The organism is Paraclostridium sp. (genome assembly GCF_051657365.1).
Lineage (GTDB): Bacteria > Bacillota > Clostridia > Peptostreptococcales > Peptostreptococcaceae > Paraclostridium.
Genome location: NZ_JBOFKN010000062.1, coordinates 1 through 15076 on the forward strand (window position 1 = coordinate 1; position 15076 = coordinate 15076).

Genomic DNA, 15076 nt, shown 5'->3' on the forward strand with positions numbered 1-15076 from the left:
GATAAAGAAAAAATAAAGCTTATTGTTAATGCAGTTAAAAGCGGTCTTTCGTTATCAAAAATTTTTAAACTCTTAAATGTTGCATAAGTGACCACGTATATAACTGTAAAATTATTCAAGTAAAAACGCACTATTATAGAAATTAAAAATATTTTAGTTCGATAATAAAATATATATTAATTTATATGTGGTTTATATATCGCATTTTATATAAAAAAGATAGATATTAAAAAACACTATAGACAAATTAATAGTAGGTGATATAAATGAAAGGTAGAAAAGTAGGGGTAATAAGCGTATCTATGGGCATAGTTTTAGTATTAGGTTTTTTTAGTAGTAAAAATATAAGTGTATCACCAAATTTAAATGGGGGTTTAGAAAAATACTGGAATGAAAAAATAGTTGTAAAAAATTTGTTTGAATATAATTTTCAAGGAATTGATTATAAAATAGTTTTAAGTGTGAATAAGGAAAATGAAGATTATAAATATCTAAATGTATATGAGAAAAAACTGGGTGGAGTTTATTATGAATGTAATGAAGCTAGTGAACAAGGAAATAGCAAAAATAATATTGAATTTTCAGTAGTTGAAACTAAAGGAAAAGCATTCACTATAATGTATGGAGAAAATAAACAAAGATATGTAACGAGTTGTGTAATAAAGTTATATGATGAAAATTTAAATGAATTTAAAAATACAGAGGTAAATTTGTTAGAAGAGGATAAGTATTTTATTAAAATTTTAGATGGAAAATTTAGTGGGGTTGAAGAGGTACAAACTATTAACGGAAAAGATGATTATTGATATTTTTTAGAGTGAAAGTTTAGTAAGTAAGAGCTTGTCTATAGATTCTAAATAATCTATAGACAAGCTCTTAAATTATGTATCTATTAATAATATGAATTAATATAATGGCAACATGATGTCACTTTATATGTAATAAAATTATTTACCTTTTCTAAGTTTATTTAAATTATAAAGGTTTATTAAAATTATTACAAAGTTAGACAATGCTACAGGATAAGCTTTAACTATTAAGCCATAAATAACAAATAATAAGCATCCTATAGAGTTAACAACTCTTAATTTTCCCATTGATGTCATTAGTAGTGAAATTACTACAAAGATTGATGCTAAATAACCAATCCAATCAATTATAATTGTATACAATGTATATACCTCCATGTATTTTAAATTCGTAATATATGTAATACTATTCTATGATACAGAATGCCAATTAAAAAAAAGTTACTAAAAGATTACATAATATATAGAAAATTATTTTTTATATACTAAAAATAATTTTGTTTTATTGCAACAAAAACAACTACTAATTTGTATTAATAGTGAAGGAGGGGGACAATGTTAACATTAAAATCTAGAAGCTTATCTATAGATGATATTATAGATAAATATTCTAATACAGTATATAAGTTAGCTTTCTCTAGGACTAAAAATATATATGATGCACAGGATATAGTTCAAGAAGTATTTATGAAAGTTATGCTGCTTAATAAAAATTTTGAGAGTGAAGAACATTTAAAATCTTTAATACTTAGGATTACCATAAATACTAGTAAAAATTTATTAACTACAGCTTGGTTTAGAAAAACAACACGATTGCAGGATAATTTAGTGACCTATATAAAAGAAGAGAGTGAAGTTTATAAATATGTGTTTAAGCTTCCAACAAAATATAGAACAGTAATTCATTTGTTTTATTATGAAGATTTAAAGACTTCAGAAATAGCAAAACTTTTGGAGTTAAATGAAAATACAGTTAGGTCACAATTATCTAGAGGGAGAGAACTTTTAAAGAAGGAAATGAAAGGGGTAGAACTTGATGTTTTCTGATAAATACAAGAAAGATAATGAAAAAATTAACTTGGATGATTCTTTTAAAGGGGCTTTAAAAAATAATTTAAAGAAGGATGATAATATTATGGTGAAAAATAATAAAAAATTAAAAGTAATAATTTCATTAGCCGCAGTTACAACTTTAATTATAGGTGGATCTTTTTTTATGAACAATACTAATGGTGAATTAGATAGAGAAATAGCTGGAAATGAACAGGTAGAAGATTTAACTTCTGAAGGTAATCGAATGGAAATTGGTTCAACATCAATGGCTGAATTTTTACATTATAATGGGAAAGTTTATAATTTTGTTGCAAATAATGTGAATATAGAAAATATCGATGAAATAAAAGGAGAAAAATTAGGCGTTACAAAAATAGGAAATGAAAAAGAAGAATTAAGTAGTTTTATAGAAGGGCAAGAAATTTATAAAGTAATAGGATATGATGATAGCATTCTTATGGGAATAAATATTGTAGCTGGTGAAAAGTCTATACACATATATCAAACTTATGATGGTAAAATTATAAAACATGGTTCAGATTTACTTGATATTTTTAAAATTGAAGGAAATATAAAAAATATTAATTCAATTTTAGGTGGGGGAGAAAATATAAATACTAATAATGTATATATTGAAAAATTATTGATAGAATTGAGAAATGCTAAAAACATTAATGAAGATAATGAATTAATGAAAGATTTTTATATTAAAAATAAAAATGTTAAAGGTATACAAATAACTTTGAAGAATGGAATTATGAGAACTTTTGATATTTATGAAACGGGATATATATTTATAGATGGATTTATCTTTGACTTTGAAAATAAATCTTTAATAAAAGATATTTATGATAAGCTTTAAAATAAAAATGCCAATAGCATAAAATGCTATTGGTATTTTTTATGATTTTAGAAATTAAAAATTAATTAAATTTATCTTTATATGAAAGAATGCTACCTATAAAAACAGTAAGACTTATAATACTAGTTAATGCTATTACTATAGCTATTGCACGAGCAAGTGTGCTTACAGGAGCAATATATCCATATCCTATAGTAGAAAAGCTTATTATAGTATAATAAAATAGGCTGAAATATCCATTTACATTAGTGTATGCATTTATGTTTACATTGTAAGCTGTGCATACGCAAAGAAAAAGATTTATAATTATCATAAATAAAATAATTAATGCTGCTGCTAAAATTCTTTTAAAACTGACACTATCTTGATTTTTATTTTTTATATTAATAGGATTAATCATTAGTCTAAGCAAAGAGCGTAAGGTTAAAAGATATGTAATGCCAAGACAGAATAATGATAATCCATAAATTTTTTTAAATTCGTGTGGAAATATTATAAGTATAAATAGAAAAATACTTATTACAAAAAAACTTGCTAATAAATCTATTTGAAAATCTTTATCGTCAGTAGCACGTATGAAAGTATTTATTTTAAGAAATAGGCTAAGTACATATCCTATGATGTAATAGATAATAATAGCAGTTACTACAATAGTTAAAAATTTTAGTATATAAGCGTTGTTAGCAGTTTTTGATAAATATGTATAAATAGCTGTAGTAAGTGATGTGTATATAAGTGTTGCTGCTGAAAATACAAGAAGAATATATACAATAGTCTTTAATATAAGTCGATTTTTAAAGATACCTATGTATCCAGCTAATATGTTTAAATTAAATTTTAAGAATCTTTTTTTTATATTTGAATTTACATTGAGTGTTTTTACAAGTAATAGAATACATAGTGATATAGTAGTTAAAAGTGCAATGAAATACCCCATTAGGTCACCTCCATAAAGTTTTAGTTAAAAATTGATATCTAAATAATAATATCATAATAATAATGAGAATTTATAGTAAAAATAATATATACTAAATATTAAGAAAGAGTCTTACTTTAATAGTAGTTTACGTTATTAAAACTATATGTCAGTAAGAATAGTATATAGGAGGAAAATGAAATGGATAAAATTAAAATAGCATTTGTTTGTGTACATAATTCATGTAGATCTCAAATGGCAGAGGCAATAAGTAAAAAATTTTTTTCAGACATATTTGATGCTTATTCAGCTGGGACAGAACTTAAACCACAAATAAATCAAGATGCTGTAAGAATAATTAAAGATTTATATGATATAGACATGAATAAATGTCAAAAATCAAAACTTTTAAGTGATATTCCTAAAGTAGATATAATAATTAAAATGGGTTGCAATGTAGTGTGTCCAGTAGTTTCAGCAAAATATGTAGAAGATTTTGGGTTAGATGATCCTACTGGAAAGAATGATGAAGAATTTATTAAAACTGCAAAAATTATAAAGGAAAAAATAGAATTTTTAGTTGAGAAAATTAAAGATAAAAGAATAAATATAGATTTAATTTAAGTAAAATTTGATTTTATGGATAGAAATAAGTTTCTAATATTCCTATTTTTAAAGAATAGGAATATTAGATATAAGTTGAAAATTTATATAAAAATAAAGGTGATATAATGAATAAAATATGTATACTTGGAAGTATAAATATGGATTTAGTAATAAATGTTCCTAAAATGCCTAGCATAGGAGAGACTATTTTAGCAAAAAAATTGAAACAAATACCTGGAGGGAAAGGTGCCAATCAGGCGATAGCAGCAGCAAGAGCTAATGCTATAGTTTCTATGATAGGGAAGGTAGGAAATGATGAAAATGGAAAATTATTAAAAGAATTAGTTGGAAAAGATAGGATTGATAATAGATTCATTTATGAGAGTTTGGAGAGTAGCACAGGGATAGCTATTATAACAGTAAATAGTAAAAGTGATAACTCTATAATAGTAGTTTCTGGAGCTAATATGAATATTAAAAAATCTCAAATTGATGAGGCAATAGAGCTATTAAAAGAATCAAATATTTTAATAGCTCAATTTGAAGTTTCTATGGAAATTATAGAATATACCTTTAAATTAATGAAAAAAATGAATAATAAAATTACAATTTTAAATCCAGCACCAGCAAAAAATATTTCAGATAAATTATTAAAATATACAGATATATTGGTTCCTAATGAAACTGAAATAGAAGTTTTAACCAATATAAAAGTAGTTGACTTAGAAAGTGCAAAGCAAGCTGCAAATGTATTTCTTAATAGAGGAGTAAAATTTGTTATTATAACACTAGGAGAAAATGGAGCAGCACTTATTTCAAAAAAAAGGGGAGAAATAATTGCTGGATATAAGGTTAAAGCTGTTGATACTACAGCAGCAGGAGATACTTTTATTGGCGTATTAAGTACTAGAATCAAACAAGAAGAATTAACATTTGATACATTAAAAGAAGCTATAAGATTTGCACATAAAGCGTCTAGTATAGCAGTACAAAAAGAAGGTGCACAACCTTCAATACCAAATTTGAAAGAAATAGAAAACGTATATAATTGAATATAAATATTAACAAAAAATAAAATATTTTAATATAAAAAAACTTATAAATATATAAAAAATCTATTGTTATATTATTAAATCGAATAAAAATTCAATTAAAATATAGATTTAATAATAAAATTTTACCTGTAAAGCTTATATAATTAATAAATAGATAATGTAATAAGGGTGAATTTTTTATTAACAGATGTTATTATATAACCATAAACAAAAACAAAACAAATTCTTACGAAAATTCAAAGTAAGAAATAATATAATTAGATTATTTTTCGCCATATGTTAGTAATATTAGTAATTAGAATGTTAGTAGCATAATTGTTGACTAAATCATCAGTTAAGATGAATAGGAAGTAGAAAAAAGGTAATTATATTATTAGATACTAAAAATTAGGAATGACATATTTAAATTTTAAAATCACACAGATTTTAGCACATATTATAAATAATTATCCATCACTTTAGAGTGAAAGGAGAGAGCTATTTTGAAACTTCACACATTTCGAGATAGCTCTTTCTTTTATTTTTTTAAACTTTTGAATTTTTCTATACATTTATTATAAACTTCTTTCTCTTTAAGTTTATAAAATTCATCTTTAGTAAGCTTTAAGCTACTTAAGCTTAATTCTTTTAAATCTTTACTTGCTTTTTTTAAAGCTTTTTTTTGTTCTTTTGAAAAAGTTTTAAATCTTTCTTTTAAATCAGCATCGTTGAAATAAGTTATAGCTAAATCATCAATTTCAAAAAAATCATCATTAAAATTTTCGTTTGTATAAGTGTTAAAATCTAATTCTGTATTATCGAGAGTAAGGTCAATGTCAGAAGTATTTGCAGTATCACTTTCTGTTAAATTTTGTGTTAAAGTATAGTGTTTTTTATTTGATATATTTAAACTGTTGGTATTTTTAGACGGAATTTTGTTGGTAATTTCATCAGATATAGTTTGAAAGTTTTTGTCAATAGATGTTTTAGAAAGAAAGCTTTTGATTAACTCTTCATCAGTAGTTCGTAGTTCTTCAACATTAATAATATTATTTGATAAGTTATTTTCTTTAGGAGATATTTTATTTTCTGGTGCAATAATATTATTTTTATTAGGAGAAAGTCTTCTTTCTAGTCTTTCTTTTCTACTATCATAAAGTTTTATTTCTAATAAAAGTTCGTTCATAAGTTTTTCTTTTAATTCCTTTTCAATTTCAGATTTTAATTGATTTGTCAATTCATTTATAATATCAGAATTAAGTTTTTTAAATTCTAATATCAGATTTTTTTTAATTTTATTTTCTAAGGTTTTTATAAAATCTGAATTTATTTCTGTAATTAAATTCTTTTTGATTTCTTCTGTGAGAGATGTCAAGTCAGGTGAAATAGTATTTTTTTTCTTTTTTCTTTTAAACATTGGGCAACCTCTTAACTTATATTTGGACGTAAAACTATTATATGTAAAATGGTACCATATTATGAGTTGATAAAATTGTAAAAGTTTCTTACGATTTTATTAATTAAAAGAAATTAAAAGCATTTACTAAAGGAAAGTTTCATAATATTGACATCATTAATATGTATAAAAATGGTATAGTGAAAAAAAGATTTTAAATATAAATTGTATAAAGAGGAGGAGTTTTAATGCTTAGGTATAAAGAAGGATTGATTCCTAAGTATACAAAAAGAGAATATAAAGCTATAAAAGAAAAAGAAAGAATTGATCCTATTATGAATGATGCATATCATGATATAAATGATGAAATTTATAAACTTTTAAATGAATATCCTAAAAGATACAAATATGAAAGAATATTATTTTTTGATGAGTTAAAAGATGGATATGAAATACATGGGGTTAAATTTCCTAAACTTAAACGATATCTTAATGTATTAGGAGAACATAATTTGCCGCAAAGTGAAACTATGTGTGTAATATATGAGGAAACAAGGTATAATGTTCCAACAGTAGAAATTTCAAAGCTTAGGGATATTTGTGATAAATTAGATAAGTTATTTGCTGAAACTGACTATAAATTAGATGAATTAATAGATCAAGAAGTTAATGATAGTAGTGATAAAAATACAGTATATGAACAAAGACATATAGATAGGTGATAGTAGATGTTTGAAAAAAACAATAACGGGCCTGTAGATAGCTCAATAGATTATAATAAAACTAAAAGACAAGTTATTAATGAGAAGAGTAAAAGTCGCGCAAGTGAAAAAATGCTAAAAGATTTAAAACCAATGTATGAACTTATAGGGAAAATAAATAATCGCTTAGATCGATTAGAAGAAAAATTTTATATAAGATATGTTACTGATAGATATATAGAAATCGAAGGGAATATTATAACAGGATCTAAAAGCGAGCTATTAGTCTATCTTTTAGATAATCTTTGTAAAGTTGCTTGTGCTAATATGAGTATGAAGCAGATGAATGAACTTTCTATGATGGCAGTATATTATAATGATGATAAATATAATGTGCCATCTATAGCAATGATAGAAGTTGAAAAAATTGTTCATAGAATGAATGAACTTTTAGCTCAAACAGATTGTGAAGTATTTGATATAGATTATTATGAAAAAACACTTCATAAAAAAATAGAAACTTATACAAAAAAAGATATTAAAAAAGAAAAAAAAGGAATTGATAGAGATTTAAAGTATAAGTATATGTTAGTAGGAATAATTGTTTTAGCTTTATTTATGTTTTTTTCTATGATGTGCTAAATTTATAAGTTATTAGAGAAAAGAACAGTAAATATGATTGAAATTTAATTAAGGAGTAATTATATGGATAATAATGATAAACGCCGATTTAGAAGAACAGTTATAATTATAGCAATTGTTGTTTTAGCACCTACAGTTTTGCATTATTTAGATTATGCTGTTACAGGAGTACCACCAAGTGCACAAGTAGAACAACAAGCTAATAATGATAGTGGAATTTTTCCATTCCTTTGGTTCTTTGGAGGAACTGGTGGGGCTGGTCATAGCGCAAGTACTGTTAGTGAAACTGATGGAGGATCAGGATCAGGATCAAGTTCATATGCACCAAACTTTAGTTCGGATGATGATTCAGATGGGGGCGGTGGAGGCTTCTCATTTGGCGGTGGTGGAGGTGGAGATGACTAAGGTTATCTACTAGCTAACAACATTTAGAGAAAGTATTAATGGAGCAGATTAAAATTATATTAAAAAAATTCCTTTGAAAAATATAAAAAACTCAAAAAATTATGATTATAGATAAGATTTACTATATTCAAATTTTTTGAGTTTTTTATTTTTGCGTGTAATTTTTAGAAATACCTAATATAAAGGCACAAGATACGTTTAAACTGAATATTATAGGAATTAAGAAAAAAATTCATCAATTTTTAAGAGTAAAATTTTTTGAGAAGGAGTGATTTAAGTTATGCTAGAATATTTGGAGTCTAATCAAGTTATTTATAGAATTTCAAAATATGGGAAAAATAGTTTGCAGGAGTTTAATCTCAATACTGGTTCAATTAATACAATTAAAGATGATATAGGAGTTAACGTACAAGTTCCAACTTATTGTGAAAAAGATCAATGTATATATGCAATAAGAGTTAATACAGATATAAATAAGGTATGTAAAATTAATTTAGATGGTACGATTGAAGACATTGCAGATATAAAAAATTTACCAATAGATGAGTATAGTGTGGGGACAATAGATAAAGATGGATTGTTCTATATAAAATCTAATAAAAGTGAGACGTATTATATAATTGATTTAAGAGATTCAGGATTAGAAACATATTGTAATTTAGTAATAAGAGAAGCAGATTATACTGAAAATAATCAAGAAAATATATTTTTAAAGTTATTAGAAAATGATTTGAATTTTGTTGATTGGATATATAATGATAAAGAAGAGGTGATATATGCAATAAATAATGAAGGCGTACTTAAAAAAATAGATCCTAAAATAGGAAAAATCGTTGATAATATAACTACAAATGAATTGATTTATGGAGATTATATAAGTATTTATATTGATAATTACCAAAACTTACATGTTTTTTTGGAAGATAAAAATGTGAAATATAAAATTTTAAATATCGAAGATTTATATGAATCTGAAATAGTTAGTATAGAAAATATGATAGAAATAACCGAAGAAGGTCTACTAAATGATGAAGAATTTACAAAGAATGAAAATTTTCTTGAAGAAGAAAATGAGGATGATTTATTTGAAGAATTAGGTATTATAGATAAATTACATGAAATAGCATCTATTAGTCAAATTGTAAATATAGTAAATAAATCAGAAATTAAACTAGGTGAGGAAATAGTTTATACAATAGCGTTTATCAATATTGGAACTATAGACCTTGAGGATATTTATATAACGAATAAATTTACAAATGGAATAGAATATTTAAAAAATAGTTTAGTTGCTAATGTAGAGGTAGAAGGAAATCCCATTGAAGGTATAAAAATTTTAAAAAGCATAAACCCTAGTCAAAAAGTGGCTATAAGATTTGCTGTTAAGGCTAATAATAATTTGAAAGAAAATAAAATATACAATACAGCTAAAGTCGAATATTTTTATAAGTTAAGCAATGAAGAAAAAAGATTTTCTGATAGTAAAAAATCTAATATTTCAATTATAAACATTATAAAAGAAGAAGCTAAAATATTAATAAATAAATTTATGAATAAAGACTTTAATGGAAAAAAAATAATTGAAACATATACAACAACATTAAAAAATATAGGCGAAAATGCTATTTATAATGTTGAATTTAGGGAAGATATACCAGCTCAAGGTAGTTATAATGGGGAATTGAGTGCTAGTGCAGAATATATTGGTACAAGTATAGAAGATGGAATTACAATATTAAAAATAAGTCCTAATGAAATAGTTGCAATCTCTTGGGAGATAGAAGTAGATGAAAAGTCAATAGATTTTTTGGATAAAGCTATGACAACTAATTCTTTAAGTAATAATAATATGATAAAAAATTCATTAAAAACTGTAGATAAAAATTTTGCAGATATAGGTGATGTATTAACTTATATAATACAATTTAAAAATGATGGGCCATTTGTAGCTGAAAATATTAAGATTATGGATATTTTACCTGAAGAAATAAGTTATGTTTATGGTTCATTGATTTCCAATGTTGATGTAGAAGGAAATCCTTTAAATAATATTTCTTTAGTTAATTCTTTAGATGTTGGAGCGGGAGTAAGTATTTCATTTAAAGTTAAAGTTGATAATATTCCAAGTAATAATATTATAACTAATAAAGCTACAATTAATTATGAATATATAAATGGTGATGTTTTAGCTAGTTTAGATGAAACAAATATTGTGAAAACTGTAATCAATCATGGAGAAATTTTAAAAGATAAATTGACAAAGGAAGCTGATAAAGTAACTACTACAACAGGAGATATAATTACCTATACGATAAAAGCTCAAAATACAGGAAATGTAGATATAATAAATACTATAATAAAGGATGTAGTTCCAGTAGGCACTAGTTTTATCACTGGTAGTACAACGATAAATACATTACCTACAAGTCAAAATCCAGCAGTTGGAATTAGTGTTGGAACTATAGTTCCTAATCAAATGATTATAGTTACATTTAAAGTTAAGGTATTAGAGTCAGCACCATCAGAAATATTAAATAGTGCTACTGTTAATTACGAATATATAGTAGATCCCGATGAATTAGCTAGGGAGATAGAAATTACAACTAATACTGTAGATGTAAATAATTTAATCCCCGAAATAAATATAGTAAAATCTGTTGATAAAGAAGGAGTAATGTCTGAAGAAATTATTAGATATACATTAGAGGTTGAAAATAATGGAGATATTTCAGCTTTAGATGTGTTTATCAAGGATAATCTTGCTGAAGGTTTAGAATATGTAGGGAATTTGAAGTTAAATGGTGTAGAAGCTAGTGAAAGTATAGTTACAGGAATAACAATTCCTGTTATTATTCCAGGAGGAAAGGTAATAATTAGTTTTGATGTTAAAGTTGAGAAAATATTAGATAGTAATATTGTATTTGAGAGTTCAGCAACTGCTAATTTTAAATATCAAGTTGAAAATGGTGGGTTGATTTACATGAGCGAAGCTGTATCAAATATTATTAAAATATTAGGATTTAAAACTACAGTAGCTATAGATGAAAGTGTAGACAAGGAATTAGTAAAATTAAATGACATATTTGTTTATACAGTAACTATAAAAAATGGAGCGGAACTTAATGCTGAAAATATAATTATCAAAGATTTCTTTCCTAATGAACTAGAGGTTCAAAAGATAACAGTGAATGGCTCAATAGTTATTGGTAATTTAGAAAATGGAATTCCGATTGGTGGGTTATTAAAAGGAGAAGATTTAATAATAGAAATATTAGTAAAAGCCATAGGAGAATTAAATAATCCATTTAAGAATAAAATTATGGCAAAAATGTTTTTTAGAACTGAAACCAATAAACCACCTGTTAATATAGAGATATTTGCAGAAGATGCAGGTATTAAAAATAGAGATCCTAATAATCAGTATAAAGGTGTTATTGTTGTAAAACCAGATATCATAGTAACTAAAATAGCAGATAAAAATGAAGTTGCTATTGAAGATAATATAGTTTATAACATTAATATTGAAAATGCTGGGAATGTAGATGTACATGATGTTGTTATTAGAGATATTTTGCATTCAAAATTAAAATTTATACCTAATTCAATTATAATAAATGATATTAAAAATACAGAAGAAAATATTTTAGCTGGAATAAACATAGGTATTATATCAGTAGGTGAAGTTGTAAGAGTTTCTTTTGAGGCTAAGGCAATTAAAGAAGGACTAATTCCTAATCATGCTATAGTTAATTATATTTATAATTCAGAAACTAATGGAGTAGAACAGGCTGGTATAAGTGTCAGTAATATAGAAACTGTTAATGTAAGTGAAGTTAAATTATTCGTTGAAAAAACAGCAAATAAAAAGTTTGCTATTTTAAATGATGAAATAGAATATACTGTAGTTATAAAAAATTTAACTAAAGTGGTAGCTAATAATATTATTGTTAGAGATATGTTGCCAAAATATTTAGAACTTTTAGAAGGTCAATTTACATTAAATAATATAATTATAAATCTAGTTGATTTAGAAAAGGGTATAAATATTGGGATGTTAAGACCTAGAGAAGAAAGTATTTTAAAGTTTAAAGTAAAAATAATTAGTAATTCACATAGTGGAAAAATAGAGAATGGAGTAGAGGTTAAATATAATTATAGCTTACCAGATGGAAGCTTAAGAAGAATTTTACTACCAGCAACAGGAAAACAAGTTAGTGAATTAGAGGTAGGAATTGCTAATTTTAAGCAGTTTAGTATAGAAAATAATCTTACCATACCGCATTTAAAGCCAGATGTAGAGGCGATAAATTCATTAAAGGGAAGCATAGGCATAGATAACTATTATATAATAGAGACAAGTCCTGCTAGATCTAATGAAGGACAACTTTTAACTCGATATAAATTAATTTTAACCGGAAGTTTAAAATTAAATTTAGTGTATACATCTTCTACGCCAAGTCAATCAGTCCATTTAGCTGAATATTGTGTTGCGTTTAGTAATTTTGTTGTTTTGCCAATAAATTATAGTATTGGAAATAAAATTCATGTTGAAGGAATAATTGAAGATATATATAGTAAACTTATGAATGAACGAGAATTTTTTACTAATGTGACAGTTCTGATAAACGTAAAAATTGTTGGATGTTAATTAGTGAGGAATTTCGAGAAAAAATAAATAAAAGTAAAATTAACAATAAGGTTTTTAATAGTCTATTTTTCAAATAATAAATTATCCTAGTAGATATATTTAAATATGTTAAATATATTTACTAGGATAGTAGTAAAAACAAAAGACAGGAAAATACCCGTCCTTAACTCATAGGAATTTATAATAATTTACTAGTATATTATAAAAAAATATATATAAAATGTACAATTAACAATAATGACGATTTTATAGGATTTAAATTAAGTTATTAAATATAAATTATTAATTTATTTATAAGATTATAATTTTAATAATAGCAAAATGATAAGTACTAAAATTTAATAAAAAAAAGACTATTTTAATAGCAAGTTTTAATAAATATAGTAAAACTAACTATAGATAGTCTGTTCGTATTTAGAAGAACCTTAAAATTATATAAGCTGTAGGGATTAAAACTACAAGACTTATAACGCTATATAAGGCAAAGGTTGTAATATATTTCAATGGTGTAGTATCTGTTGAAGATACTGCAAATTTATAAGATATTACACTAGCCATAGATCCTATAAGTGAGAATAAACCACCATTATTAACTCCTAAAATTAATCCTCTATAATTGTGAGTAAACGGTGAAAGTAATAATGTTGCTGGAACATTACTTATAAATTGACTTATTCCAAGACCTATAAAATAAGTGTGAACATCATTTGTTAATATTCCTGAAATGGCGTGTTTTACACTTTGTAATGATGATACATTACCTATAAATATGAAAAATGCTGTAAATGTTAAAATTAAAGAATAATCCACTTTTAAAAATAACTTTCTATCAATTACGAGAGTTACTAATACAACAATTATAAATACATATCTGTAGTTAATTAAATGAAATACAGAACCAAGTACTATAAGGAATAAAATGAAATATAATAGTATTAACTTTTTGTGAGTAACATTAACTTCATTGATAACAACATCTAATATTCTATTTTTTTGGAAACCTATAAATCCAAGTAATAAAAGAAAAGATATTATAGTTATAGGTATAGTTACAGCAAAAAATTCTGCTGGAGTTAAATTGAATACTGTAAAGATATATAGATTTTGTGAACTGCCCATAGGTGTTAATGCACACCCTGTTATAGCAGCAATAGTCTGAAATACTATAAGCTTTACGGGATTAAATCTAGCTTTTTTTGAAAGTACTATAGTTAATGGTACAAATGTTAATAATGCGACATCATCAGTTATAAGCATAGAACTGAAAAATGTTAAAAGTATCATTACAGTAAAGAGTCTTTTTACACTTTTATCTCTATGTAGTAGTCTTGTTCCTATATAATCAAGTACTTTAAACTCTTTTAGAGCAGTTATAACAACCATCAAGTTGAAAAGTAAAATTAAATCTTTCCAGTTGATATAGCTAAGCTTTGGAGTAGAAACAAATGACGATATTATAGCAAGAATTGCTGCTACTACTAATATTATCTCCTTTTTTAAGAATTCTTTAAGTTTATTTTGCCTTAAATCTTTCGAATCCATTTTTTATCTCCTGTGGGTTAAAGTTTTTTATTCATACCTATAATTCAATATTACACCAATAATTTTAAAACAGTAATTAAATAAATATGACGAAAAAGATACATTTTATAAGGTTTTAGTCAGTTTTTTATCTAGTATAAAATACTTCAAGATATAAATTATGAAAAAATAGAATTTATAAATAGAATATTAAAGATTTAATAAAATACTTAATTTCATCAAAAATATGTAATTAATACTTGATAATGATTACATTATTAAATGTTAATATAAAAATATAGAAAAATATAATATTTTAATTTAAAAAAAACACTTGATATTTTCATTCAAAATGGATACTTATATTTTTAAAAAAAGTTACAAAAAAGTTTTTGAAAAGTGATAGTATTTTATTATGGTGTTTGAAAAATTATGTTTTAAATACTTATATACGAAAAATATTTGAAAATTGACAAATAATAT

At 24.3% G+C, this 15076-nt stretch carries 13 protein-coding genes; 9 read left to right on the forward strand and 4 right to left on the reverse strand.

Going from position 1 to position 15076, the window contains the following annotated elements:
- Window positions 1–266: 266 nt before the first annotated feature.
- Window positions 267–806, forward strand: coding sequence for a hypothetical protein (locus ACRCYC_RS04060; RefSeq protein ID WP_438617903.1), 540 nt, complete (start codon window positions 267–269; stop codon window positions 804–806).
- A gap of 141 nt (window positions 807–947) precedes the next feature.
- On the opposite strand, the gene ACRCYC_RS04065 is transcribed toward ACRCYC_RS04060, so the two are convergent.
- Window positions 948–1172 (reverse strand): YgjV family protein, encoded by a 225-nt coding sequence (locus ACRCYC_RS04065; protein ID WP_438617904.1) that lies wholly within the window; start codon window positions 1170–1172, stop codon window positions 948–950.
- A 192-nt stretch (window positions 1173–1364) separates the two neighbouring features.
- On the opposite strand from ACRCYC_RS04065, the gene ACRCYC_RS04070 reads away from it, so the two are divergent.
- The gene (locus ACRCYC_RS04070; RefSeq protein WP_438617905.1) at window positions 1365–1856 is read left to right on the forward strand and encodes a sigma-70 family RNA polymerase sigma factor; all 492 of its coding nucleotides are present in this window, start codon (window positions 1365–1367) and stop codon (window positions 1854–1856) included.
- Window positions 1846–2724 carry a hypothetical protein gene (locus ACRCYC_RS04075; RefSeq protein WP_438617906.1) on the forward strand — a complete coding sequence of 293 codons (879 nt, stop codon included), beginning with the start codon at window positions 1846–1848 and terminating at the stop codon, window positions 2722–2724. The genes ACRCYC_RS04070 and ACRCYC_RS04075 overlap by 11 nt, the downstream gene beginning before the upstream one ends.
- Window positions 2725–2785: 61 nt before the next feature.
- On the opposite strand, the gene ACRCYC_RS04080 is transcribed toward ACRCYC_RS04075, so the two are convergent.
- A complete protein-coding gene (locus ACRCYC_RS04080; protein WP_438617907.1) occupies window positions 2786–3661 on the reverse strand; it encodes an ion channel in 876 nt (291 codons plus the stop codon).
- Window positions 3662–3841: 180 nt separating this feature from the next.
- On the opposite strand from ACRCYC_RS04080, the gene ACRCYC_RS04085 reads away from it, so the two are divergent.
- Window positions 3842–4264, forward strand: coding sequence for an arsenate reductase/protein-tyrosine-phosphatase family protein (locus ACRCYC_RS04085; protein ID WP_438617908.1), 423 nt, complete (start codon window positions 3842–3844; stop codon window positions 4262–4264).
- A 107-nt stretch (window positions 4265–4371) separates the two neighbouring features.
- Complete coding sequence (gene rbsK / locus ACRCYC_RS04090; RefSeq protein WP_438617909.1) at window positions 4372–5298, forward strand: ribokinase; 927 nt, start codon at window positions 4372–4374, stop codon at window positions 5296–5298.
- A 520-nt stretch (window positions 5299–5818) separates the two neighbouring features.
- Here the strand turns inward: rbsK and ACRCYC_RS04095 are convergent.
- The gene (locus ACRCYC_RS04095; protein ID WP_438617910.1) at window positions 5819–6697 is read right to left on the reverse strand and encodes a hypothetical protein; all 879 of its coding nucleotides are present in this window, start codon (window positions 6695–6697) and stop codon (window positions 5819–5821) included.
- A gap of 227 nt (window positions 6698–6924) precedes the next feature.
- Between ACRCYC_RS04095 and ACRCYC_RS04100 the strand changes: the two genes are divergently transcribed.
- The 4 genes from ACRCYC_RS04100 (at window position 6925) to ACRCYC_RS04115 (ending at window position 13072) form a co-directional block, all read left to right on the forward strand.
- On the forward strand, window positions 6925–7398 hold the full coding sequence (locus ACRCYC_RS04100) for a hypothetical protein (protein WP_438617911.1): 474 nt from the start codon (window positions 6925–6927) through the stop codon (window positions 7396–7398).
- Between the two features lie 6 nt (window positions 7399–7404).
- Window positions 7405–8019 carry a hypothetical protein gene (locus ACRCYC_RS04105; protein WP_438617912.1) on the forward strand — a complete coding sequence of 205 codons (615 nt, stop codon included), beginning with the start codon at window positions 7405–7407 and terminating at the stop codon, window positions 8017–8019.
- A gap of 63 nt (window positions 8020–8082) precedes the next feature.
- A complete protein-coding gene (locus tag ACRCYC_RS04110) occupies window positions 8083–8424 on the forward strand; it encodes a hypothetical protein (RefSeq protein WP_438617913.1) in 342 nt (113 codons plus the stop codon).
- Between the two features lie 280 nt (window positions 8425–8704).
- A complete protein-coding gene (locus tag ACRCYC_RS04115; RefSeq protein ID WP_438617914.1) occupies window positions 8705–13072 on the forward strand; it encodes a DUF6923 family protein in 4368 nt (1455 codons plus the stop codon).
- Window positions 13073–13486: 414 nt separating this feature from the next.
- Here the strand turns inward: ACRCYC_RS04115 and ACRCYC_RS04120 are convergent, their stop codons facing one another.
- Window positions 13487–14614 carry an SLC13 family permease gene (locus ACRCYC_RS04120; RefSeq protein ID WP_438617915.1) on the reverse strand — a complete coding sequence of 376 codons (1128 nt, stop codon included), beginning with the start codon at window positions 14612–14614 and terminating at the stop codon, window positions 13487–13489.
- Window positions 14615–15076: the final 462 nt, after the last annotated feature.

Coding starts and splice junctions, on each gene's coding strand:
- ACRCYC_RS04110 (WP_438617913.1), top strand. CDS start 8,083: ATGGATAATAATGATAAACGCCGATTTAGAAGAACAGTTATAATTATA.
- rbsK (WP_438617909.1), top strand. CDS start 4,372: ATGAATAAAATATGTATACTTGGAAGTATAAATATGGATTTAGTAATA.
- ACRCYC_RS04075 (WP_438617906.1), top strand. CDS start 1,846: ATGTTTTCTGATAAATACAAGAAAGATAATGAAAAAATTAACTTGGAT.
- ACRCYC_RS04115 (WP_438617914.1), top strand. CDS start 8,705: ATGCTAGAATATTTGGAGTCTAATCAAGTTATTTATAGAATTTCAAAA.
- ACRCYC_RS04085 (WP_438617908.1), top strand. CDS start 3,842: ATGGATAAAATTAAAATAGCATTTGTTTGTGTACATAATTCATGTAGA.
- ACRCYC_RS04105 (WP_438617912.1), top strand. CDS start 7,405: ATGTTTGAAAAAAACAATAACGGGCCTGTAGATAGCTCAATAGATTAT.
- ACRCYC_RS04095 (WP_438617910.1), bottom strand. CDS start 6,697: ATGTTTAAAAGAAAAAAGAAAAAAAATACTATTTCACCTGACTTGACA.
- ACRCYC_RS04120 (WP_438617915.1), bottom strand. CDS start 14,614: ATGGATTCGAAAGATTTAAGGCAAAATAAACTTAAAGAATTCTTAAAA.
- ACRCYC_RS04060 (WP_438617903.1), top strand. CDS start 267: ATGAAAGGTAGAAAAGTAGGGGTAATAAGCGTATCTATGGGCATAGTT.
- ACRCYC_RS04100 (WP_438617911.1), top strand. CDS start 6,925: ATGCTTAGGTATAAAGAAGGATTGATTCCTAAGTATACAAAAAGAGAA.
- ACRCYC_RS04070 (WP_438617905.1), top strand. CDS start 1,365: ATGTTAACATTAAAATCTAGAAGCTTATCTATAGATGATATTATAGAT.
- ACRCYC_RS04080 (WP_438617907.1), bottom strand. CDS start 3,661: ATGGGGTATTTCATTGCACTTTTAACTACTATATCACTATGTATTCTA.